The following is a 24,710-nucleotide window of genomic DNA, read 5'->3' as shown; positions in this document are numbered from 1 at the left end:
AAGCAATGACCTCAGGAGATAAAACATGTTAACTCTGCGCAAACTTCCCCTCGCGGTTGCCATCGCGGCGGGTACGCTTTCAGCCCCGTCTATGGCGGTCGATTTTACCGGCTATGCCCGTTCCGGCATCGGCTGGACCGGCAGTGGCGGTGAACAACAATGTTTTCAGGCAACCGGTGCGCAAAGCAAATACCGTCTGGGAAACGAATGCGAAACCTATGCTGAGCTGAAACTGGGCCAGGAAGTGTGGAAGGAGGGCGATAAGAGCTTCTACTTCGATACTAACGTGGCTTACTCGGTTTCTCAGCAGAACGACTGGGAAGCGACTTCCCCGGCTTTCCGTGAAGCCAACGTCAAAGGTAAAAACCTGATTGATGCCCTGCCAGGCGCCACCATGTGGGCCGGTAAACGCTTCTATCAGCGCCATGACGTGCATATGATCGACTTCTACTACTGGGATATCTCGGGTCCTGGTGCCGGTCTGGAAGATGTTGACCTCGGTTTCGGTAAACTCTCTTTCGCCGCGACCCGCTCATCAGAATCAGGGGGTTCTTACGCCTTCTCCAGCGATCAGACGCGTGATTACGCCACCGCCACCGCTAATGACGTATTCGATGTGCGTCTTGCTGGCCTGCAAACCAACCCGAATGGGGTGCTGGAGTTAGGTGTCGATTACGGTCGTGCCAACGAACGTGATGGCTACCATCTGGAAGACGGTGCATCCCGAGATGGCTGGATGTTCACCGCCGAACACACGCAAAGCATGCTGAAAGGCTACAACAAATTTGTGCTGCAATATGCCACCGACGCGATGACTTCACAGGGCAAAGGCATTCCGCAAGGCACCAACATCAATAACAACGGCAACATGTACCGCATTCTTGACCACGGGGCGATCTCGCTGGCAGATGACTGGGACCTGATGTACGTCGCCATGTATCAGAACATCGACCTCGACAATGATCGTGGTACCGAGTGGTACACCGTCGGTGTGCGCCCGATGTACAAATGGACGCCGATCATGAGCACCCTGCTGGAAGTGGGCTACGACAACGTCAAATCTCAGCAGGCGAAAGAGCGCAACGGCCAGTACAAAATCACCCTTGCCCAGCAGTGGCAGGCTGGCGACAGCATCTGGTCACGCCCGGCATTGCGTCTGTTCGCTACTTACGCCAAATGGGATGAGAAATGGGGCTACACCAAAGATTCCTCCGGTGATCTGACCTCATTTGCCTCTGCCGATAGTACCGGCAACGGCATCTTAACCAACAGTCGTGGTAACAACGACGAGTGGACGTTTGGTGCACAGATGGAGATCTGGTGGTAAGCAGATCTTGCATCACCTCTGAATAATGTCTCTTCGGCAGCGGCGGCCATTGCCTGGTTTACGCCGCTGCCTGACACCCCGTTAAGGTCAATACTATGAAAATGACAAAAACATTCACCGCGCTGTGCCTGAGCGCTGCGCTGCTGGTGGGGACCACCTTGCCAGCACAGGCTGACATTACCCTGGTGCCGCAGGATCTCTCGTCGGCGCCCACCTTCGCGGCAGGCAGCCTGCAACAACTGAGCTGGACGCCGCTGGATGCTTCTCGCAAACACGTCACCCGCCTGACTGACACTGGCCCGCAGTTAACCGCCACCGGCGTGACCGGTGCGGTAGCGGCCTATAGCCTGCCTGCCAGTATCGGTGAGCTGACGGTGACGTTAAGCAGTGAAGTGAAGAATAACCAGGTGTTTGCGCCTAACGTTTTGGTACTGGATGAAAACCTGCGTCCCGCGGCCTGGTTTCCGAGCCAGTTTTTTACTTATCAGGAGCCTGGTGTGATGACCCCCGATCGACTGGAAGGGGTAATGAAACTGACGCCAGTGCCAGGACAGCAAAAGATCTATTTGCTGGTGTTCACCACCGAAAAAGATCTGACGCAAACCACCACGCTGCTGGATCCGGCCAAAGCCTATGCCAAAGGCACCAGCAACGCTATTCCTGACATTCCGGATCCTATTGCGCGCCATAGCCGCGAAGGTGAGCTGAAAGTGCAAGTGAAAACCAATTCTGGATCGTCGATTCTGGTCGGGCCGTTGTTTGGATCCTCCGGCCCGGCTCCGGTAACGATTGGCAGCACTCAACCCGTAGCACCGGCTCCAGCGCCAGCCGTTGCGGCACCACAAGCCGCGGTAAAACATGAGCCGATCATGGATGATACCGAGAGTTACTTTAACCAGCGCATCCAGCAGGCAGTGAAACAGGGCAATATCGATAAGGCACTTAAGCTGCTTGATGAGGCCGAACGTTTGGGATCCACCACCGCACGGCCCACTTTTATCAGCAGTGTTAAAGGCAAGGGGTGATGCGACCCCGGCAATGCTGAGTTGCCCCACCTGGTGCGCTACGGCGCACCTTTTTTATGTCTTCAACCGGAAATTGCGCCGCTACTGAACCTCGCACTGGGTCGTAGCGGCGCGATTTATCGCGCGGGGTCATGCAGTTAACGTCGTTGGTTAATATCCGCCAGCAGGGTATTGATATGCGGATCGCTGAACAACGCTTCCAGCGAGACGCGCAGCTTACGTCGCCAATTGGGGTATTGATTGGTGGTGCCAGGGACATTCACCGGCGAGGCCATATCCAGCCAGTCTTCCGGCTGTAATCCCAGCAATGCGCTGTTGCTGTCAGCGAGAAAACGGTGCATCGCCTGGTTTAACGTTTTACCCATCGTGACAGGATGTTTGCTGGCTGGCAGATACCCAGCCTGTTGCAGGGTGCGCAGCAGCGCCTGTTTAGCTGCGAGGCGATCCTGATGCAGCCCGGCCAGAATCACTTTGTCGGGATACAGTCCCAGCTGGCTGCCTGAAGTTAAATCGTCACTTTGCCACCAGCCACGCAGCGTGGGCATATCATGCGTAGTGGCGACCGCCATCGCCTGACGCATCCATTGCTGCGGTGGACGAAACGCTTTCTTTGAGGTTTGCTCGAAAAACAGCACTTTGTAAGAATAAACCCCGGCATCGCGCAATTTCCCGACAATAGCTGCTGGCACCGTTCCCAGATCCTCACCGATCACCATACAGCGATGGCGCTGACTCTCCAGCGCGAGGATCGCCAGCAGATCATCAATAGGGTAATGAACGTAGGCCCCCTGAGCCGCGCTGCCATCCTGCGGAATCCACCACAGGCGCAACAACGCCATCACATGGTCAATACGCAACGCCCCGCAGTCACGCATGTTAGCGCGCAGCAGGGCGATCCACGGGTCATAAGCACGATCCTGCATCACCTGTGGATCCATCGGTGGCAGTCCCCAGTTTTGGCCCAACGGACCCAGTATATCCGGCGGCGCGCCAACGCTGGCCTGCAAGCAATACAGCTCACGGTCACTCCAGGTTTCTGCGCCACCCTGAGCCACGCCTACCGCCAGATCACGATAGAGTCCGATCGGCATTTGTTGCTGCTGACAAAGCTGCCAGCAGGCGGCGAACTGCGCCTCCGCCAGCCATTGCAACCAGAGGTAAAAATGTACCTCGCTACTGTGCTCGATGGCGAAGGCCCGTACTGCCGCATTGCCGGGATGCTGGTATGCCTCTGGCCATTGCTGCCAGCCATAACGCGCGCCATCCTGCGCCATCTGCTCCTCATGCAGCGCATCATAGACGCCCTGATGCCACAGGCTTTCTCCCCCGGCAGTGACAAATGCCTCAAAGGCTTTCACCTGTGGATCGGCGACGGCTCGCTGTCGGAAGTGCCGCCATGCCAGACGCAGGGCCGTCAGTTTCAAGGCGGTGACGGCACGATAGTCAACCCATGCTGTCACGCGTGCCAATTGTAATGCCTGCTGTGTCTGGTCTGAATGCCACCAAGCTTGTGCTTCGAGGCTTTGAATAAAATCCGGCACTGCGGAGACATCGATATAGATAGTGTTGAGCCAGCGACGTGACGAAGGGCTGTAAGGACTGGCGCTTTCCGGTGTGGCCGGAAACAGGGCATGCAGCGGATTCAGCCCGATAAAGGCGCCGCCGCGCTCGCCGACCTCGCGCAACATCTGCTGGAGGTCGCCAAAATCGCCGATGCCCCAGTTCTGTTCCGACTTTAGGGTATAAAGCTGTACGCAGCAGCCCCACAACGATTCGCCTTGCAGGAGTGCTTCAGGTTCATAGCAACGTGACGGCGTCACGATTATCGAACAAGACCAGCGGGCTTCTCCCATGCTGAGATGCAGCTGATGATAGCCCTCTGACAGAGACGGCAGTTGCAGAGGCTGATTGGCGGCACATTGTCCTGTCCAGCGATGTCCGTCCTCGCTTTGCAATTGCCACTCAGCCGGGCTGGACCATGCGGGAGATAACCGCAGCGGCTCGCCGTGACGAAATACTTTTACGGACGGCAGAGGGGATAATCCTGGGGCCGCCGGTTTGAGTACCGCCAGCAAACGCTGGCGGGTCAGGGTAGAGATCGTTTGCGACTGGCCATGGGCATCAATGTAATCCAGGGCGATTAGGTTTTGCGGTTTCATCGTGATGCCTGCCAGATACGTTGCTGGTAGTCGCGGATAGAACGATCGGAGCTGAACATGCCGCAGCGTGCCGTATTGAGGATCGCTGCTCGCGTCCAGGCTTCCTGGTCGGCCCACAGCGCTTCCGCCTGCTCCTGCGCTTTCAGGTAGTGGCGGAAGTCCGCCAGCACCAGATAAGGGTCGCCGCCCTGCGGACTGAGGCTGTGCAGCAGTTCGGTAAACGCGTGCGTATCGCCATCGCTAAAAGTGCCGTCTTCCAGCGCAGTCAGCACTTTGTCGAGCTGTGGATCTTTTTTGCGCCAGACCGCAGGCGCGTATCCCTCGGTTTTTAATGCGTTAACCTGTTCAACCGTGTGACCAAAGATAAAGATATTTTCGCTGCCAACCTGTTCAGCAATCTCCACGTTAGCGCCGTCGAGCGTGCCAATGGTCAGCGCACCGTTCAGTGCCAGTTTCATATTGCCGGTGCCGGAGGCTTCTTTTCCGGCGGTAGAAATTTGTTCGGAGAGGTCCGCTGCCGGAATCAACCGTTCAGCCACCGAAATGTTGTAGTCAGGAATGAAGACCACCTTCAGACGGTCTCCCACCCGTGGGTCGTTATTGACGATATGCGCTACTTTATTGATGGCATAGATGATGTTCTTCGCCAGCACATAACCGGGTGCGGCTTTGGCACCAAACAGCACCACGCGCGGGGTGAGATTGGCCTGCGGATCACTGACCAGGGTCTGCCACAAGGCAATGATGTGCAGCAAGGTCAGATGCTGCCGTTTGTATTCATGCAGGCGTTTGATCTGCACATCAAACATCGCTTGCGGATTGATGACGATACCGGTGCGCGCACCAATCCAGCGCGTCAATTCGGCTTTATTACGTTGTTTGATGGCGCGGTACTGAGCACGAAATTCTGCATCATCAGCAAACGGGGCTAACCCCTGCAACGCATCAAGGTTGTTGACCCACGGCTGGCGCAGGGTAGCGCTGATAAGCGTCGCCAGCGCCGGGTTGCATTGGTTAATCCAGCGGCGCGGCGTTACGCCATTGGTGACGTTATGGAACTTCTCAGGCCACAGCGTGTGATATTCGGGAAAGAGATCGTCCACCACCAGCTGTGAATGCATGGCGGCGACACCATTCACCGCAAAGCCTCCGACCACGCACAGGTTCGCCATGCGTAACTGGTTGCTGTGCACCAGCGCCAGTTTTGCCCACACCGCTTCATCATCCGGCCAGCGGGCGGTAACCTGCTTTTTCAACTGTGCATTCAGGGTGTTGATGATCATCATATGACGGGGCAGCAGGGCGCGGACCATGCGCACGTCCCAACGCTCCAGCGCCTCAGGCATCAACGTATGGTTGGTGTAGGCAAAGGTGCGGCGGGTGATGTTCCATGCCTGATCCCAGCTCATCTGATGTTCGTCCAACAGCAGACGCATCAGCTCGGGAATCGCCAGCGTTGGGTGGGTGTCATTCAGCTGAATCACTTCATAATCAGGCAGCGTGGTAATGGCGCGTCCGGCCTGATGATGGCGGCGCAGAATATCCGCGACCGAGCAGGCACACTGGAAATATTGCTGCATCAGACGCAGCTTTTTACCCGCCTGGTGGTTGTCATTGGGGTAGAGCACCTTCGTCAGCTTCTCCGCCGTGATACCCTGCTGTTCGGCACGTAAAAAATCACCGTCGTTAAAGCGTTGCAGATCAAAGGGTTCAGCATGTTTTGCCTGCCACAGACGTAGCGGCTGTGTCACCCCGTTTTGGTAGCCGACCACGGGCAGATCCCAGGCTTCCCCCTGTAAACAAAAAGCCGGTTCCCAGCGCGACACACCGTTTTCGCTGATGACTTTTCCCCCGATCGCCACCGGCACCGTCAGCGCCGCGTTATGGCTAAACCACGGATAGCTGTCACGTTGCCAGTCATCCGGTTGCTCATGCTGTCTGCCATCGACAAAACGTTGACGGAACAAACCATACTGATAATTCAGGCCATAACCGATTGCGGGCTGCCCGACGGTGGCCATTGAATCGAGAAAACATGCCGCCAGGCGTCCCAGCCCGCCATTGCCCAGCGCGGGGTCGGTTTCACACTCCAGTACCGCGCTGAGCGAGATATCCCATTGTTTCAGCGCATCATTAACCGCGTCATACCAGCCCAGATTGAGCAAATTGTTGCCGGTCAGTCGGCCAAGCAAAAACTCCATAGAGATGTAGTTAACATGGCGCTGTTGCGTGCTGGCGGGTTGAGTGGGGAGGTTCGCCAGCATATCAGCCAGCGCACCGCTCAGGGCTTGCCACCATTGATGCTGCGTCATGTCGCGTGCATCACGCAGGCCAAAACGTTGCCATTGCCGTGTCAGGGCATCGATAAAACGGGCGTGATCAAATTGCTGTGTCATAGCCGGGTTAGTCCTGTAAGTCGCCAGAGAAAATATGCGAGTCAGTTTGCCCGTGTGACCCGCTGTGCTCCTCCTCCTGCGACAAATTCACCGGGGAGGAGTAACGGGGTGGAGAGGGATGCGGGAATTCTGAAAGCGTACCAGGAATGTGATAACTGCCGCTTTTGTAAAGATTAGTTAATGAGTTTGCTTGCAATCAGTACACGAATAATCGAACGTGTATGAATAATAATTTCGAAGCGTAAAAAAATAATTCGCAACATGTAAAGGGAGGAGCATGCGACTATGTTAATACCCTCGAAACTCAGTCGTCCCGTTCGCCTTGAAAGCACCGTTATGCGCGATCGCTTGCTGCAAAAACTGACCGCTGCTGGCAATTACCGACTGGTGCTGGTCACCAGCCCGGCAGGCTATGGCAAGACTACGCTGGTCTCGCAGTGGGCAGCGGAGAAAACAAATCTGGGTTGGTATTCATTAGACGAAGGAGACAATCATCCTGAACCCTTTGCCGATTACCTGATCGCAGCACTTCAGCAAGCCACACAAGGTGGCTGCTCGCGCAGTGAGGCATTGGCGCAGAAACGCCAGTATGTAAACCTCAATGCGTTATTTGCCCAGTTATTTATTGAAGTGACGGAATGGCAAAAACCGCTCTGGCTGATCGTTGATGATTATCACCACATCACCAATCCCGCGATTCATGAAGCGATGCGGTTCTTTTTACGCCACCAGCCCGATAACCTGACGGTGATACTACTGTCGCGCAACTTACCTCAGCTGGGTATCGCTAACCTTCGCGTGCGCGAACAACTCATCGAACTGAGCAGCCAGCAACTGGCGTTTACTCATCAGGAAGCGCGCCAGTTTTTTGATGGTCGACTGACGGCACCGCTGGCATCCGAAGAGAGTGACCAGTTATGTGATGACGTTGCTGGCTGGGCCACCGCGTTACAACTTATCGCCCTTTCCGCCCGGCAGGGAGCCAGCGCGGCTCAGGATTCCGCGCGGCGTCTTTCCGGTATCAATGCCAGCCACCTGTCAGATTACCTGGTTGAGGAAGTGCTGGATAACGTCGATGTAACAACGCGTCATTTTCTGCTGAAAAGTTCGCTGTTGCGTTCGATGAACGACGCGCTGATCGCCTGCGTAACCGGGGAAGAGAACGGTCAGATGCGGCTGGAAGAAGTGGAACGGCAGGGGCTTTTTTTACAGCGCATGGACGATTCCGGGCAGTGGTTTAGTTATCACCCATTATTTGGCAGCTTTCTTCGGCTGCGTTGTAAGCGCGAATTGGCTGCGGAGCTGCCTGCTATCCATCGCGCAGCGGCAGAAAGCTGGATGGCGCAGGGATTTCCGCGCGAAGCCATCCATCATGCGCTGGCTTCCGGGGACACCGGTATGCTGAGGGATGTATTGCTGGAACATGCCTGGACGCTGTTCAATCAAAGTGAACTGACGCTGCTGGAGGCATCGCTGAAAACCCTGCCGTGGGAGACGTTGCTGGAAAATCCCCGGTTGGTGCTGCTCCAGGCCTGGCTGATGCAGAGTCAGCATCGGTTTTATGAGGTGAATAGTCTGCTGGCGAGGTTTGAGGAGGAAGGGCGTTGCCAGGTTGATGAGGCCCTGCGCGGTGAATTCAATGCCGTGCGCGCCCAGGTGACTATCAATAATGGCAATGCTGAGGACGCCGAACGGCTGGCTATGCTGGCGCTGGAAACCCTGCCCGACAGTTGCACTTACAGCCGCATTGTGGCCACTTCCGTGCTCGGTGAAGTGATGCACTGTAAAGGCGATTTGGTGAATTCCCTGCAATTGATGCGTCAGACGGAGCAGATGGCCCGGCGTGATGAGGCCTGGCATTACGCGCTATGGAGCCTGATTCAGCAAAGCGAAATTCTGTTTGCGCAGGGCTATCTGCAGAATGCTTATGAAACGCAGGAGAAGGCATTTGTGCTGGTCCACGAGCAGCATCTGACGCAATTTCCTCTGCATGAGTTTCTGTTGCGTATCCGTGCGCAGCTGATGTGGGCATGGGGACGGCTGGAAGAGGCGGAGCAGGCGGCGCGGACCGGGATCAAGGTGCTGAAAGGTTTTCAGCAACAGCAACAAATCCAGTGTCTCGGTCTGCTGGTGCAATGTTCCCTCGCGCGCGGCAACCTCGATAATGCACGCAGTCATCTCAACCGGCTGGAAAATCTGTTGAACAATGGCAGCTGGCACAGTGACTGGATCACCAATGCTGATGAGGTCAGAGTCATTTACTGGCAGATGACCGGCGACAAACAAAGCGCCAGCAACTGGCTGCATCAAACCGCTAAACCGGAGTTTGCCAATAATCATTTCCTGCAAGGGCAATGGCGCAATATCGCCCGGGCACAGATTCTGCTGGGCAATCTGACCCATGCCGAAGTGGTGCTGGATGAGTTAAATGACAACGCCCGTGCGTTGCGGCTGATGAGTGACTTAAATCGTAACCTGCTGCTGATGAACCAGATTCATTGGCAGACCGATCGTAAAGCCGACGCGCAGCGAACGTTGATTGAAGCACTGCAACTGGCGCGTAGCACCGGTTTCATCTGCCACTTTGTCATTGAAGGCGAGATGATGGCACAGCAGCTACGCCAGCTGATTCAACTCAACATTCTGAATGAACTGGATAACCATCGGGCACGACGCATTCTTGATGAGATCAATAAACATCATCGCCACAAGTTTGCTCATTTTGATGAAGGTTTTGTCAGCCGCCTGCTGAGTCACCCTGATGTACCTGAGCTGATTCGGACCAGCCCGCTGACCCAGCGTGAATGGCAGGTACTGGGATTGATTTACTCAGGTTACAGTAACGACCAGATTGCCGGTGAACTGGATATTGCCGCCACCACCATTAAAACGCACATTCGAAATCTGTATCAGAAGCTGGGGGTGTCCCATCGCTCCGATGCGGTAAATCAGGCACAGTCAATGCTGCGCATGATGGGGTATGTCTGACTGCATCGCTTTCGGTTGCGGATCCTGAGCAACGGCAGGAGCGATAACCAGGGCATTGCTCTTGTTGTTGATGGTCTTCAATACCGGCTGTAACTCCCGCAGGACCTGATCAAGACGTTGCATGTTTGCCACCATTTTTTCGTAAGCCGGAGAGCCGGGTTGCAGACTGCGCATATTGCGTCTCAGTTCCCGTAACGTTTGTTGTGTTTGTTCTGGTAAGGATTTCATCGCCCGGCTGCCCATAAACAGGTTGAGATTATTCAGCGCCGTTTGCGACTCACGTAAGGTGAGCTGGCTGGCTTTAAAGGTATCCGTCGCCTGTGTCAGTAAGGGGTTAAGCGGCAAGGTGTTGAGTTTATCGAGCACCGCCACCAGTTTTTGCTGGATCTGACCCAGGCCGCTGTCCATGGTTGGAATAATTTCGTAGCCAGCAAGGGAAGTGTGACCGGTATACGGCTCCGCATTAGGATAGAAATCCAGGTCAACATACAGCGAGCCAGAAATCAGGCTGCCGGTTTTCAGCGTGGCACGCAGACCGTTCTTTTTCGCTTCCTGAAGTCGTTGTTGCAGATTGAAATTGCTTCCCATGCTGCGGACAAAGCGTTCGGGTTCAATGTGGATCAGCAAGGGAGGGCGATAATTACGTTGCAGATCCTGCACCACGCCAGGTAAAAAGAACGGCACCTGTGCGACCGTACCAACGCGCAACCCACGGAATTCAACAGGCGCACCCGCTTCCAGCCCGCGCACCGAACTGTTAAAAAACAACAGATAATCCACGTGCTCGGTATAAAGCGAATCCTGAATACTGTGTTGGTCATTAAAAAGCGGGTATTCCGCCTTATTCTTTGCCGGGTTGCCATAGGGCAAGCCGTCGGGGACATCAAAACTGACGCCACCGCTGAGTAACGTGGTGAGGGAACTCATCTCTACCCGCATCCCGGCAGCTGACATATCGATGGCAATGCCGCTGTCCTTCCAGAAACGCACATTCGTCGTGACCAGTCGATCAAAAGGGGCAGAGATAAACAGCTGATAGGACATCATGCGCTTATCCGTATCGAAATGGTTGCTCTCCACCGTACCCACAGGGTAACGCCTGAATAACACCGGGTCTCCCGCCCTCAGCTGGCCGGCTTTCTCGCTGAAAAGGGTCACTCTGATACCGGGCGCGTTGGCGGCTGCGGGCGGAGGGGTGTCGCCCAGAACATAGCTCGGGGGTTCTTTGCCCGCAGAACCGGGTTGTAATTCGATATAAGCGCCTGAAAGCAAGGTACCCAGCCCGCTAACGCCCTGGAAACCCACCTGCGGTTTTACCACCCAGAAAAGGCTGTCGCCATGCAGCAATGTCTCCATCCCCTCCTGCAGGCGCGCTTTAATTTCGACATGCTGAAGATCATCCGATAAAACGGTACTTTCGACCTTACCAACAGTGATACTGCGGCTTTTAATCTCCGTTTTTCCGGCCTCGATCCCTTCGGCATTTTCGGTAATCAGGGTGATTTCCGGTCCCTGATGGCTGAAGTGATAGAAGATAATCCAGACACCGATCACCAGGGTGAGAAATGGAAAAAACCACACCGGCGACCAGCGTTTAATTTTATTGACAGGGGTAGTCTTGTCATTCTTTTCCATTATGACTCAGCTCATCAGCATGTGTTTAAAGGAGCCGGGAGGCCACACTGATTATAGAAAAATCACCTTATCTGATTCTTATGAAAAATGACAATCTGAAAGTTCGTCACAGAAATAATTATTATCAGGGTAAATTGCCGCTTGGCTTAAAATACTGACAGGGAAGGCAGGTGGCAGTGGTAGTACCAGACATTACTGACATGCAATAATTTTTTATTGCTATACTTTCTTCAGTTATTTACAACGTCTATATTTATCAGCAAGCTGGTTTGCTAACGAGGCGGATATGTTTCTAAACTACTTCGCGCTGGGCGTTCTCGTCTTTGTATTTCTTATTATTTTTTACGGGATTATCATTCTCCATGATATTCCTTATCTTATTGCTAAATCACGTAACCATCCGCATGCTGACGCTATCCATGTTGCCGGTTGGGTGAGTTTGTTCACACTACATGTTATCTGGCCCTTTTTATGGATCTGGGCCACGTTATATCGACCAGAACGTGGATGGGGAATGCAAAGCACCAATGAAAGTCTGGAGTTGCTTAAACTGCGCGTGACGGAACTGGAAAGAAAACAAGGTATAACCAACCAGCCGCCTTCGGAGTAAATCTATGGATTTGCTAATTATTCTGACCTATGTTGCCATCGCATGGTCTATTTTTAAAATCTTTAAAATACCGGTAAACAAATGGACCGTCCCCACTGCTGCGTTGGGTGGGGTTTTTATCGTCGGCGCCCTGATATTGTTAATGAATTATAACCACCCTTATACCGCGCTGGCGCAAAAAGCCGTTGTTGCTATTCCAATCACTCCCCAGGTTACCGGGGTCGTTAGTGAAGTGACTAATAAACAAAATACGTTAATTAAGAAAGGTGAGATGTTATTTCGCCTTGATAACACCCGCTACCAGGCGCGGGTAGATAGATTACAGGCGGATCTGACCACGGCGATTCACAATACCCAAAGCTTGAAAGGGCAGCTGGATGAAGCCATCGCCAATACGCAACATGTCAGTGCGGAGCGAGACCGGTTATACGAGGATTATCAACGCTATCTTGCGGGGAGCAGGGCAAAAGTAAATCCGTTTTCCGAAAGGGATATTGATAATGCCAGACAAAACTTTCTGGCACAGGATGCCCTGGTAAAAAGTTCCCTGGCTGAACAGGCACAAATTAAGAGCCAGCTGGATAGCCAGGTTAATGGGGAACAATCACAAATTGTCAGCCTCCGAGCTCAGCTGACTGAGGCCCGATATAATTTAGATCAAACCATCGTTCGTGCCCCAAGTGATGGTTATGCCACGCAGGTGCTTATCCGGCCCGGAACCTATGCCGCCGCCTTGCCGTTGCGCCCGGTGATGATTTTCATACCGGATCAAAAACGCCAGATTATTGCTCAGTTCAGACAAAACTCTCTGCTGCGACTGAAAGCAGGTGATGAAGCTGAAGTGGTCTTCACCGCGCTTCCCGGCCAGGTTTTTCCGGGAAAATTAACCACTATTCTTCCTGTTGTGCCGGGAGGCACCTATCAGGCGCAGGGTTCGCTGCAATCGCTCACCATCACGCCCGGCAGTGATGGGGTGCTGGCAGTGATTGAACTGATACCTAATGCTGATGTTGATGCCTTGCCAGATGGCATATTTGCCCAGGTTGCTGTTTACTCGGATCACTTTTCGCATGTTTCGGTGATGCGTAAAGTGCTGCTACGCATGACCAGTTGGATGCATTATCTGTATCTTGATCACTAATTCCCGGCGAAATGATGCTTCTGCGATAATAGTAGCTATATGGTGACAAAAAAGCATTTATATGCGACTTTGTCACTATATATCTACATCATGCAGGGGGGATCTATGTTGCCAGGAATGCACACGATTGGAACAACATGTCGTGAACGACGCAAAGCGCGGGGGTGGACACAACAGGTTGCCGCATCACGCGCAGGCATCCACCGTACTCTGGTCTCTGAAATTGAGAACGGAGTTTATACCGGATCGCTGAAAGCCTTAACCATCTATCTGACGGCCATGGACCTGATGTTAACGGTTCAGACTGCTGGCTTGCCGCAGCTGGATGAACTGGGGGCGTTGTTCGATGATGACTGATCTGCAACAGCTTGCCCAGCCAATACGCCAGATTGAGGTCTACAACGGGGGAGAATACACCGGCAAATTACTGCATGAGCATGGCAGTTACAACTTCACCTATTCCTCGCCGCACAGCCGGCGTGTCTCGTTAACCATGCTGCCGGACAACCGTATGAGTTATAACAGCAGCCGGTTGTTTAATATCTTTGAGATGAACATACCTGAAGGCTATGTGCGGTATCACATTGCCGAACGCCTGCGCCGTTATGTGGGTAATATCTCCGAAATGCTGTTCCTCGCGCTGCAGCAGGATACCGGTATTGGCGCGCTATCTTATGTCAGCGATATCGATTTACCGCGGCCATCCCCGGAAAAACTGGAAGATTTATTGAGATGGGACCACAAAGAGAGTGCGTTTCAATATCTGCTCAATAAATACCTGCTGCAAACTACGATTTCCGGTGTGCAACCTAAAGTGATGATCAGCACTGAAAGCCGTGGCACGGTACTTTATCCAAATCTGATCGCAAAAACCGGTGATGAAGAATATCCCCGTCTCGCAGAGAACGAATTCATCTGTATGTCGCTGGCAAAAGCCTGTGGTTTACCTGTCGCCAATTTCTGGCTTTCAGACAATAAAGAACTGTTTATCATGGAACGTTTTGATATTGCTGGGGATAAGCGGCAGGCGATGGAGGATTTCTGTGTGCTATCGGGGAGATCGTCCGATCATAAATACAGCGGCTCGTATGAAACTGGCGCGAAAATCGTCAGTCTGTTTACCCGCGATCAGTCGCAGGTTGAGCTTTACTGGCGCTATGTGTTGTTTAGCTGCATGGTCGGCAACGGCGATGCTCATCTGAAGAACTTTTCGCTGGTTTATCCGGCTGAAAGTGAGGCGTCGCCGCGACTTTCTCCGTTATATGATGTGGTAAATACGCTGATCTATCCCACCAACGATAATGATCTGGCGTTAAAGTTGAATAAAAGCAAACAGTTCCCCGACCGCGACAGTTTGATCAAATTCGGACGAGAACTGAAAATTATCAATCCCGCCCATGTGCTGGAACAATTTGCTGATGTGATCAGCGATCAGCTGGCTAATCAGGCATTATTCGCTGACTTCCCGGAGTTGCATACTTCCATCAGTCATTCTTTGAGCCGAAGCGGGGCAACCAACAACCTTTTTTTAACCACCGATGTTAAGCGGCCTAAAAAGCGTAAAACGGATTCTTTATTGTAGTCATATAGTGACAATTTAAGTGAAAATGAAAATATGTCACCATATGGAGACAAGGAATGTGTTAATTGCAAAAGGATCGAGAATTATAAGCTATGAATAAATAAGGTATCTGACAATCAGAAGCAGCCCCTGATGAAAAAAATCATTCTGGTTCCGTCGAATTTAGGGCTGAATCCACTGCGGGAGAATCATATCCCCGGGACTTTTAAGGCACCTGACGTGTTAATGGCGCACGGGTTAGGGAAAGCCTTCGCTGGATATGAAATTGTGACAATGTCACCGCCCGAGTACAGTCCATTTCCTGAACCGGGAACCGACATCCTTAACGGCCATAAGCTACGCGAGTTGAATATACGGCTCGCCGCTGAGGTGAGTTCAGCTCAAAACAGTGGCTTAAAACCGATAGTTATTGGTGGGGATTGCGCAATCCTTCCTGGTGCGCTGGTCGGCAGCCGACAACTCGGGCCAGTGGCATTGGTGCATATTGATGGTCACAGCGATTTTCGTCATCCCGGAAACTGGAACCGCAAGGAAGCTCAAAAACCAGCGGCGGCTGCCGGAATGGATCTCGCTCTGGTGACTGGCAGAGGAGAAGCCATTCTAACCAGATGGCCAGGCATTGAGGGGCCATTGGTTCCGGATAGGGCCGTGATTCAACTGGGCGAACGAGAATCTCTCGATGAGGGTTATGTCTGGGCAGATATCTTTGCTACCGACATTGAACGAATGACAATTTTCGACGCTTTAAAGCTGAGTGACAGCGAAATCATCACACGAATATACCGTCGTCTTAATGACTTCCCAAGCTGGCGTTATTGGATCCATCTTGATATGGATGTGCTGGATCAGTCAGAGATTTCGGCAGTCGATAGCCCAGGTTCACCAGGTCTGACATCGCAAAGTCTTACTCACATTGGTCGTCGCTTATTTGAAAATCCACGCTGTTGTGGCATCACTGTAACCATCTACGACCCAGACCTTGATCCTTCAGGTCAGCAGGCTCAACTGATTACGCGGATTATCAGTCAGATCACCAGAATGACGTCGCTACGTGAAATCTGAGAAAAGAGCAGGGTAATGGTGGTGGAGTTTTGCCGTAGCGGCGCGATTTATCGCGCATCGTCCAGCGATGATGAGGGAAAACCCGCGTGATAAATCACGCCGCGACGGGCGAGGTGTGGTCCGGGGTGTGTGCGAATATCTCATTTAACATAATCATGATTGTGCGCATTAAATCGTGGATCATGTTATGTTAAAAAAACCGTCCGTTTTACCCTCAATCTGCTCAGGTAATGCGCCCTATGCTACATAGATGTTATAGGTATATATTCTGATTAAGATTCTTAACGAACTGACACATAGTTTGTCTGTTGCCGGGTAAATTATTTATTTATAAGTGATTGGGGAATTTAGATGATCATAGCGGAATAATATGCCTCCCCCAAAAAAGCACCAGGGAACGGATTCGTCCCGATCCTCATTTAATCGTTATCGATACAACTTAATATGTGTTGGCGTCCTCGGTTGTTTGGGATTGCTGCTGACTCGTATCGCTGATCTACAGTTGCTGAATCATCCGATGCTGGAACATGAGGCCGATCAGCGTTCGTTACGGACCGTGACGCTGCCGACCAATCGAGGCACGCTGGTTGACCGTGATGGCGAGGCGCTGGCCCTCAGCGTGCCATCGCGTGACATCATTGCCGATCCCAAACGCGTACTGGAAGCTAACCCCGACTTCACCAGTGCCAGGTGGAGCTATCTGACAACCGCACTTAATCTGAGTCCTGAAGTATTACGCGCGGAAATTACCGATAATCCAGACAAACGTTTCCTCTACCTTGGACGAAAAATCGAACTGGGCATTGCCAAAGATATTACTGAGCTGCACCTTAAAGGTATTAGCTCTGTAGACGATGACAGCCGCTTTTATCCCATGAGTGAAGCCGCAGCACCGCTTTTAGGTATCGTCGGGGCCGATAATACCGGTCTGAATGGGCTGGAAAAAGGCTATAACGCCGTCCTTGAGGGAAAACCGGGTAAAGAGGAGTATCGCCAGGATGGTGACGGTCATATCATTTCAATGATTGATTACGAACCTCCACAGTCACCGCCAACGGTGCAACTCAGCATCGATAAATTCGATCAATACACTCTCTACAGCGCGTTACGTGATGGCGTGCTATTGAATAAAGCCGATTCAGGTGCGGCGGTATTGATAAAAATCGATACCGGGGAAATTCTGGCCATGGCCTCTTATCCCTCGTTTAACCCGAATAATTATGAGAGCGCCTCCCCCACTGATATGCGTAACACCGCTATCAACGATAGTTATGAACCCGGCTCAACGGTCAAACCATTGGTGGTTCTTGAGGGACTGGAGCGGCATTTAATTAACCCGGATTCGGTTATCGATACCTCTCCCTACGTGGTAAACGGCCATGTGATACGCGATGTGGGACATTGGCCGCGCCTGACGATAACAGGAATTCTGCAAAAATCGAGCGACACCGGGGCTTCTCATATTGCGCTGGCGATGCCTGCTCAGGCCATTGTCGATACCTATCAGGCGTTTGGCCTGGGTAAACCGACGGGGTTAGGTTTGACGGGTGAAAGTGTGGGTTACTTCCCCCTGCATCGCCAGCGTTGGGCCGATATCGAACGTGCTACATTCGCTTTTGGTTATGGCCTGCGGGTCACGCCACTGCAAATTGCGCGTGAGTATGCAACGCTTGGCTCCTTCGGCATTTATCGACCGCTTTCAATTACTAAAGTGACACCGCCGGTGATGGGGGTTCGGGTCGCTAATCAGGCCACTAGCCAAATCGTCGTACATATGATGGAAAGTGATGTTTTACCGGGTGGCTCGGGATTACGCGCAGCAGTACCCGGCTACCGTCTCGCAACGAAAACCGGTACGGCGGAAAAAATGGGGACCGACGGCAAATATGATGGCGGTTACATCAACTACACTGCAGGTGTTGCGCCTGCCAGCCATCCGGATGTGGCACTCGTTGTGATGGTTAACCACCCTACAGCTGGCGATCACTTTGGTGGTTCTGTCGCGGCTCCCATTTTTGGCAAGATCATGGGGCCGGTGCTTAAACATATGAATGTGCCACCTGATGCAATTAACCTGAAATCTCCCGCCACTTCTTCCTGAAGTAAGTCAATACAATAAGGAAAGGCGTGCGGCTTTACAGTCGCCCTTTCCTTATTGCTTATTTTTTAACCTCCGAACCAACCCATCAGTACAAATGCCCTGAAAAACACGCCATAACGTAAGGATTGCGTAAGTTTATCGATCATAAGATCCCATCTTGTTGTAATTTTTGAGTCAGTAAATGTAATAAAATATTAACAGGAGGAGAAAATGGTAGGGATTTCTACGTTAGGTATCGGCTCGGGGTTAAAACTTGATGAGATTCTCACCAAGCTAACCACTGCGGAGAAACAGGTTTTAACCCCTATTTCAAAGCAGCAATCAGCAGCGACTGCCAAGCTTTCTGCTTACGGAACGCTGAAAACAGCAATCCAGAGTTTTCAGACAGCGAACAGTAAGTTGCAGGAAACCGGGCTTTATACCCAGACCAACACAGTCAGCAGCTCCACAGCGTTTAGTGCCAATTCTGACGGCAAAGCGATTCCGGGAAAATATACCGTCAGCATCACGCAACTCGCACAGGCACAGACCCTCACCAGCGCGGCAAAAAATGACACCAAATTGCCAGTTGGCAGTGACGCGGATAGCCGGACGCTAAAAATTTCCATGGAGGATGGCAAAGAGCACAATATTACCCTCAGCAAAGACCAGACCTCACTTTCAGCACTGCGCGATACCATCAATAAGGCCAATGCGGGTATCACGGCCAGCCTGATTCGGGTCTCTGATAAAGAGTACCGTCTGTCGTTAACATCAACCGAAACCGGCATCGGACATGCGGTGAAGTCCATTGCGGTCACGGGTGATGATACGTTGCAGGGCTTTATTGGTTACGATGCCGCTGCCAATAGTAACGGGATGACACAAAATGTCGCTGCGAAAAATGCGCTGCTCAGCATTAATAACGTCAGCATTGAAAATAGCAGTAATGTCATTACGGATGCGGTTGAAGGTGTCACGCTTAAATTAAATGATGTCACAACAGGCAACCAGGCCCTCACGGTTAGCAGTGACAGTGGCAAAGCAAAAACCGCAATTTCTGATTGGGTCACATCGTATAACTCGCTACAGGACACAATAGGAAATCTGACCAAATACACACCGGTAGATTCGGGTCAGGATCAGGACAGTAAAAATGGTGCTTTGCTGGGAGATGGAACGCTGCGCATTATCCAGACGCAATTAAAAAGTATTCTGGCTAATAGTTCCGGGTCCACCACGTTCAAAACCATGACCCAGGCGGGTATCACTTCCGACCCTGTGAGCGGTAAACTCAAACTGGATGAGGACAAGCTTAGTAGCGCACTTTCCGTCACCCCGGAGGCTGTCCGCGATATTTTTGCCGGAGATGGGAAAACCACCGGGATAGCGACGGTGCTGGCCACCAGCATGACTTCAATACTGAGCAGCAAGGGGGCGCTCCAGGGGGCAACGGATAGTATCAGTAAAAAACTTAATTCGTTGACCGATCAATATAATAAAGCCAGTCAGAAAATAGATAACACCATTGCCCGCTATAAAACCCAATTTACCCATTTGGACACGATGCTCAGCTCACTCAACAGCACGAGCAGTTATTTGACAACACAGTTCGAAAATATGACAAAGAGCAATAATTCATAGCCCTGGGTGACCCGGAAATACCGGGTCACTTTATTCCCAGCTTTTTAGCCTGACGATGCAAATTTCCCGGATCGACCTCAAGAACTCTGGCGCAGGTCGCCCATTTTTTTCCGTTGCTATTAAACACCCGCAAAATGTAGTCGCGCTGGAATTCCCGCGTTGCCTCCTGCAAACTTTTCACGGGCGCATAATGATCGGTGGTTTCAGCTAACGGCATCGTCATGCCCGCATGTAATGAAAAATGAGAGGGCAGCAGTTCAATTTCATCATTACTGGCATCGGCCCTGGCAATGACCGCTGCGCGATAAATAGTATGCTCAAGTTCGCGAACATTACCTGGCCAGTCATATGACATCAGCAACGCGCGCAAGCTGGCGTTGAGTGAGATTCGCTTCAGCCCAAATTTAATCCGGCAGCGCTCACTAAAAAATCCAGCCAATAAGATAACGTCTTCATTGCGATCGCGCAGCGCGGGGACATGCAACGGAAATACACTCAAACGATGATACAAATCGGCACGGAAGGTGCCGTCAATCACCGCCTGTTTCAGATCTTTATTGGTGGCAGCGATAATCCTGACATCCACCTTCAACGCCCTATCCTCACCAACCCGCTGCAAATCACCATATTGCAAAACGCGCAACAACTTCGCCTGCAAGGCGAGTGGCAGCTCCCCGATTTCATCAAGAAATAACGTTCCGTTATCGGCCAACTCAAATTTCCCGGCACGCTTATGCACCGCGCCGGTAAAAGCCCCTTTCACATGACCAAATAATTCACTTTCTGCCACCGTCTCCGGTAACGCGGCACAGTTCAGATAGATAAGCTCATTAGCCCGGCGGGTTGATTGCTGGTGAATAGCCTGAGCGACTAACTCTTTCCCCGTTCCCGTTTCACCGGTTATCAACACATTGAGATCCGAAGGCGCCACAATGCTGATTTCTTTCTTCAGTTGCAGCAGGGTGGCCGATTCACCAATGATCTCACTGACCGAAGATTCATTATGTTCCCGTTGCAGGGAGGTGAAGGATGTGGTGTTTTTTTCCAGCTGTTCCAGCAACAGCGCATTGTTTAGCGCAGTGCCAGCCAGATTCGCCACAAAACGCAGTTCCCGGTCGCGAAAGGCTTCAAAATGACCTGCCTGCAATGCATCCAGCGTCAGTGCCCCGATCAGGGTTTGCCCATAAAACAGCGGTAAACCAATACAGGCATGAACATGCAGCTCGGTATTATCAGGAATGAGTCCATCCCAGGGATCGGGTAAATCACTGTCCGCAGGAAACCGCACCACATCACCCGCACGGGCAATCGCTTCCAGCCGGGGGTGGGCGTCAACACGAAAACGACGCCCCATCACATCAGGTGCCAACCCCGCTGTGGCAAGGGGGCGAAAGCTGAGATTTTCATAACGCAGCAGCGCGGTGGCATCGCACTTAAATAAATGGTGGATACTGTGGATGATGCGACTGAAGCGATCATGACTGGATAAGCCACTCTGCAATTCCACTGCCAGAGCGGCAATACCGTCAAAGGAAAGGGCCATGATGTTTTCTCGCCAGATAATGTTAAAAACACAATAGCAATGCATTGTAATATTGACAAATCATAAAAAGTTTAATGTTTAAGATCATATAATTACCAACTGGCATTGATCATGCCTGAACAGTACATGCTGACTAAATAACAGGTGAACCTACTATGAAACATCGTGATGAAGTCTTTGCCCTGGTCGAGGCCGCAATACAAAACAATGTCATCCGCGAGATGAACGAATTGCTCGGACAGCTGAGTTCCGATACTGAGCTGAGTCGTGAAGATCGATTTGCAGCCCAGCAACGCCTGCGTCAGGCCGTTTTTATGCGTGATCGGGAAAAGGAGGAACTTGCTGCACAACGTCATAAATGGCTCACACGCGGCGGAATTATTAAATGAGAAGGCATGATGAAATTGTAAAAATGACAATATAAAAATCAATTTTGATTTTTAATTCATTGTAAAAATGACATCATTTAAATAATAAAACACAGGAAATACAACAGGTTAAAACATGGCATGCCTGATGCAATAAGTGAATCAACCTTCATTGCAAATGAGCAGGAATACACCATGCATATCCATGTTAAAAACAACACCTTTTGGGTAGGACAACGCGACTGGGAGGTACAGCATTTTCACGGTCAGGAATACAAAATACTGCGGGGTACCAGCTATAACAGTTACCTGATTAAAGAAGAGAAAAACATTCTGATTGATACTGTTGATCCCCGGTTTCGCGCCGACTTTGTCAAAAACCTGGCGCAGGAGATTGATATACAGACCCTCGATGCCATCGTGATTAACCATGCCGAGGAGGACCATGCCGGTGCGCTGGAAGAGTTAATGAAGCTTATCCCCGGCCCCCCCATCTACTGCACCGCAAATGGTGTCGATTCCATCACCGGCCATCATGGCCTTTACGTTGCTTAAGCAATTAACGCTCTGACACAATAGGTAAAAAATATGCAACGCATCCCACAAAACTTCATCCATACCCGTTCCACTCCCTGGTGGAATAAAGAGAGCGCTCCTGCCGCGCTATTTAACCATCACAACACCAAAAAAGGTGTTTATGGACGATTATCGGTCATGCAGGGTGCCGTAAAATATTTTGGCTTTCCCGATGCTAATACTGCTGTTCCTGATATAGAGGTCATCATTGAAGCCGGGCAATTTGGCGTCAGCCCACCACAAAAGTGGCATCGTATTGAGTTACTGACTGAAGATACTTATTTCAATATCGATTTCTTTGCTGATCCCGATACACAACTGGAAGGGGCAGGATTAGGACAGGTCGTTAACTCACAGAAATAAATAAAACGAAGCCGCATTAAATGCGGCTTTTTTTACGTGCTGTGATTTTATTCCACTTTGATACCTGCCGCTGGCGTCCAGCTATGCCATATCTGCCAGAACACCTCACCGACAACCTCACGTAAATCATCGATATCGAAATCGGCCTTCACTGCAACCTCTGCCAATGTTGCCGTTATCATCGATTTATGCGGCTTTTCGGCCAGTGCCAACTGAAAACCCTCACAGTGATTACCCAGCCACACCATACGGCTGCAAGTACAGGAAGGTGCATTGTGTACCACTAAATTCGGGTCCATTTTTTCTTCAACCAACATATCAGGTCCTTATCAATTCGCTGTTACCGTTAAGCGGGTAATGCAAGTAATGTGCCAATTTTAAGAGCCCTGTTTTTAAGGGATGAATACCGCTATTTTCTGGAAAATTGTCTATTTGACCTTTCTTACCGACATAAATTGTGTAATTAACAATAAAAATAAAGCAAAGCGGCAGCTATTATTTAAATGATAATCATTATCCATTGCGAGCTAATAAAACACCTTTCAAGGTATAAATATTAAAAAATCATGAAAACAAGTGGTTAATAAAAAATGAAACCTGCCCTTACACATTGAAGGGGTATCTGGCTTGATTATTTCCCCATTTCTTTCTATGTAAAAATAACCCTTCATGATGAGTTGCTCACCTCGCAGGTAAATATACCTCTAAAGGGGTATGACAATCAGCGCATAAGATGATTCTGGATCAAAGTTTTTAACCTACTGTTATTGATTTAATAAAAAGAAACCCATGCAGTCAGGCTTTAACACCAGGAGGAATATGTGAGCGTAAAAAAGCTTCCATCTGAAAAATCGTTAATACAGCAGTGGACTCCTGAAGACCCCGATTTTTGGCAACAGCAAGGACAACATATTGCACGACGCAATTTGTGGATCTCAGTCAGCGCGTTATTACTGGCTTTCTGCGTCTGGATGCTTTTTAGTGCCGTTACGCTAAATCTCAATCGGGTCGGATTTAATTTTTCTGTTGACCAGCTGTTTTTATTAACCGCCCTGCCATCATTATCCGGCGCGATTTTTCGTGTGCCCTATTCGTTTATCGTACCGGTGCTCGGCGGCAGACGCTGGACAGTCATCAGCACCGCGATTTTAGTGATCCCCTGTCTGTGGCTCGGCTTTGCCGTGCAAAATCCCGCCACCCCCTATTCGGTGTTTATCATCATTGCGTTGCTGTGCGGATTAGCCGGGGCAAATTTTGCTTCCAGCATGGGTAATATCAGCCTGTTTTTCCCGAAAGCACGTCAGGGATCAGCCTTAGGCATCAACGGTGGCTTGGGCAATCTGGGGGTGAGCGTCATGCAATTACTCGCCCCGCTGGTGATTGTGGTGCCTTTTGTCGGCGGCATCACCCTGCAGGATGGCAGCACCTTGTGGCTGGCGAATGCCGCATGGATTTGGGTGCCATTGCTGATTATTGCCTCGTTTGCCGCCTGGTTTGGTATGAACGATATCGCCGGGATGCGTGCGTCGTTACGTGATCAGCTCCCGGTGCTCAAAAGTGTCCATCTGTGGATTTTGGGCATGTTGTATCTCGCCACCTTTGGCTCTTTTATCGGTTTCTCCGCCGGTTTTGCCATGCTGGCTAAAACGCAATTCCCGGAAGTCAATATTATCCATCTCGCCTTCTTTGGCCCTCTGTTGGGCGCACTGGCGCGTTCCGCAGGCGGCATGATTTCCGATCGCCTGGGTGGCGTGCGTGTCACGACGGTTAATTTCCTGCTGATGGCGTTCTTTTCTGCGCTGGTGTTTTTAACCTTGCCTGGTGCGCGAGGAGCCTCATTTTTAAGTTTTTATATCGTGTTTATGGGGCTGTTCCTGACCGCAGGTTTGGGTAGCGGCTCTACCTATCAAATGATCGCCGTGATATTCCGCCAGCTCACCCAACAACGCATGCTGGCAAAAGGAGCCAGTCCTGAAGTGGCCCGTCATACGGCCATTACCGACACCGCCGCAGCACTGGGCTTTATTTCTGCGTTGGGTGCCATTGGCGGTTTTTTCATTCCGAAAGCCTTTGGTACATCGCTGGAAATAACCGGTTCCCCCGTCGGCGCGATGAAAATATTCCTGTTGTTCTACCTCGTTTGTTTTTTTATCACCTGGATTCTTTACGGCCGTCGTAAAGCGGTCACCGAATAATTACTGGAGAAGCGTC

Annotated in this window: 18 protein-coding genes and 1 pseudogene; 14 read left to right on the top strand and 5 right to left on the bottom strand. The window is 51.2% G+C overall.

What is annotated here, in order from left to right:
- Positions 1-25 precede the first annotated feature (25 nt).
- Together HA50_RS29580 and malM are read left to right on the top strand one after the other, a co-directional pair.
- Complete coding sequence (locus HA50_RS29580; RefSeq protein ID WP_084880949.1) at positions 26-1,327, top strand: maltoporin; 1,302 nt, start codon at positions 26-28, stop codon at positions 1,325-1,327.
- 95 nt (positions 1,328-1,422) lie between these two features.
- On the top strand, positions 1,423-2,352 hold the full coding sequence (malM, locus tag HA50_RS29575) for a maltose operon protein MalM (protein WP_084880948.1): 930 nt from the start codon (positions 1,423-1,425) through the stop codon (positions 2,350-2,352).
- A 137-nt stretch (positions 2,353-2,489) separates the two neighbouring features.
- On the opposite strand, the gene malQ is transcribed toward malM, so the two are convergent.
- A complete protein-coding gene (gene malQ / locus HA50_RS29570) occupies positions 2,490-4,511 on the bottom strand; it encodes a 4-alpha-glucanotransferase (protein WP_084880947.1) in 2,022 nt (673 codons plus the stop codon).
- Positions 4,508-6,907 (bottom strand): maltodextrin phosphorylase, encoded by a 2,400-nt coding sequence (gene malP / locus HA50_RS29565; RefSeq protein ID WP_084880946.1) that lies wholly within the window; start codon positions 6,905-6,907, stop codon positions 4,508-4,510. Before malP ends, malQ begins: the two co-directional genes overlap by 4 nt.
- Before the next feature lie 285 nt (positions 6,908-7,192).
- On the opposite strand from malP, the gene malT reads away from it, so the two are divergent.
- Positions 7,193-9,895 (top strand): HTH-type transcriptional regulator MalT, encoded by a 2,703-nt coding sequence (gene malT, locus HA50_RS29560; RefSeq protein WP_084880945.1) that lies wholly within the window; start codon positions 7,193-7,195, stop codon positions 9,893-9,895.
- On the opposite strand, the gene pqiB is transcribed toward malT, so the two are convergent.
- Positions 9,866-11,533, bottom strand: coding sequence for an intermembrane transport protein PqiB (pqiB, locus tag HA50_RS29555; RefSeq protein WP_084880944.1), 1,668 nt, complete (start codon positions 11,531-11,533; stop codon positions 9,866-9,868). The genes malT and pqiB overlap by 30 nt on opposite strands.
- A gap of 283 nt (positions 11,534-11,816) precedes the next feature.
- Between pqiB and HA50_RS29550 the strand changes: the two genes are divergently transcribed.
- The 7 genes from HA50_RS29550 (at position 11,817) to fliD (ending at position 19,649) form a co-directional block, all read left to right on the top strand.
- Entirely contained in the window at positions 11,817-12,140 is a 324-nt protein-coding gene (locus HA50_RS29550; RefSeq protein ID WP_084880943.1) for a DUF3302 domain-containing protein, read from the top strand.
- A gap of 4 nt (positions 12,141-12,144) precedes the next feature.
- Positions 12,145-13,281, top strand: coding sequence for an HlyD family secretion protein (locus HA50_RS29545; protein WP_084880942.1), 1,137 nt, complete (start codon positions 12,145-12,147; stop codon positions 13,279-13,281).
- Positions 13,282-13,386: 105 nt separating this feature from the next.
- A complete protein-coding gene (locus HA50_RS29540) occupies positions 13,387-13,638 on the top strand; it encodes a helix-turn-helix domain-containing protein (protein ID WP_084880941.1) in 252 nt (83 codons plus the stop codon).
- Positions 13,628-14,863 carry a type II toxin-antitoxin system HipA family toxin gene (locus HA50_RS29535; RefSeq protein ID WP_084880940.1) on the top strand — a complete coding sequence of 412 codons (1,236 nt, stop codon included), beginning with the start codon at positions 13,628-13,630 and terminating at the stop codon, positions 14,861-14,863. The genes HA50_RS29540 and HA50_RS29535 overlap by 11 nt, the downstream gene beginning before the upstream one ends.
- Before the next feature lie 132 nt (positions 14,864-14,995).
- The gene (locus HA50_RS29530) at positions 14,996-15,925 is read left to right on the top strand and encodes an arginase family protein (protein WP_084880939.1); all 930 of its coding nucleotides are present in this window, start codon (positions 14,996-14,998) and stop codon (positions 15,923-15,925) included.
- Positions 15,926-16,295: 370 nt separating this feature from the next.
- Positions 16,296-18,026 (top strand): penicillin-binding transpeptidase domain-containing protein, encoded by a 1,731-nt coding sequence (locus HA50_RS29525; RefSeq protein WP_084880938.1) that lies wholly within the window; start codon positions 16,296-16,298, stop codon positions 18,024-18,026.
- A 210-nt stretch (positions 18,027-18,236) separates the two neighbouring features.
- Positions 18,237-19,649: a flagellar filament capping protein FliD gene (fliD, locus tag HA50_RS29520; protein WP_084880937.1), complete on the top strand. Its 1,413-nt coding sequence runs from the start codon at positions 18,237-18,239 to the stop codon at positions 19,647-19,649.
- Positions 19,650-19,674: 25 nt separating this feature from the next.
- On the opposite strand, the gene norR is transcribed toward fliD, so the two are convergent.
- Positions 19,675-21,192, bottom strand: coding sequence for a nitric oxide reductase transcriptional regulator NorR (norR, locus tag HA50_RS29515; protein ID WP_084880936.1), 1,518 nt, complete (start codon positions 21,190-21,192; stop codon positions 19,675-19,677).
- Positions 21,193-21,347: 155 nt separating this feature from the next.
- On the opposite strand from norR, the gene HA50_RS29510 reads away from it, so the two are divergent.
- The 3 genes and pseudogenes from HA50_RS29510 (at position 21,348) to HA50_RS29500 (ending at position 22,499) form a co-directional block, all read left to right on the top strand.
- Positions 21,348-21,581, top strand: a complete 234-nt coding sequence (locus HA50_RS29510; protein ID WP_084880935.1) for a DUF2526 family protein — start codon at positions 21,348-21,350, stop codon at positions 21,579-21,581.
- Between the two features lie 174 nt (positions 21,582-21,755).
- Positions 21,756-22,097, top strand: a pseudogene (locus HA50_RS29505) (MBL fold metallo-hydrolase); the annotation flags it as partial.
- 51 nt (positions 22,098-22,148) lie between these two features.
- Positions 22,149-22,499: a TehB family protein gene (locus tag HA50_RS29500; RefSeq protein ID WP_084880933.1), complete on the top strand. Its 351-nt coding sequence runs from the start codon at positions 22,149-22,151 to the stop codon at positions 22,497-22,499.
- A 47-nt stretch (positions 22,500-22,546) separates the two neighbouring features.
- Here the strand turns inward: HA50_RS29500 and HA50_RS29495 are convergent, their stop codons facing one another.
- Complete coding sequence (locus tag HA50_RS29495; protein WP_084880932.1) at positions 22,547-22,816, bottom strand: hypothetical protein; 270 nt, start codon at positions 22,814-22,816, stop codon at positions 22,547-22,549.
- A 504-nt stretch (positions 22,817-23,320) separates the two neighbouring features.
- On the opposite strand from HA50_RS29495, the gene HA50_RS29490 reads away from it, so the two are divergent.
- Complete coding sequence (locus tag HA50_RS29490) at positions 23,321-24,694, top strand: NarK family nitrate/nitrite MFS transporter (RefSeq protein ID WP_084880931.1); 1,374 nt, start codon at positions 23,321-23,323, stop codon at positions 24,692-24,694.
- The last annotated feature ends 16 nt before the right edge of the window (positions 24,695-24,710 follow it).

The sequence above is a fragment of the Pantoea cypripedii genome (assembly GCF_002095535.1).
In the GTDB taxonomy this organism is placed as follows: domain Bacteria; phylum Pseudomonadota; class Gammaproteobacteria; order Enterobacterales; family Enterobacteriaceae; genus Pantoea; species Pantoea cypripedii.
This window is presented reverse-complemented; position numbering and strand designations above follow the sequence as displayed.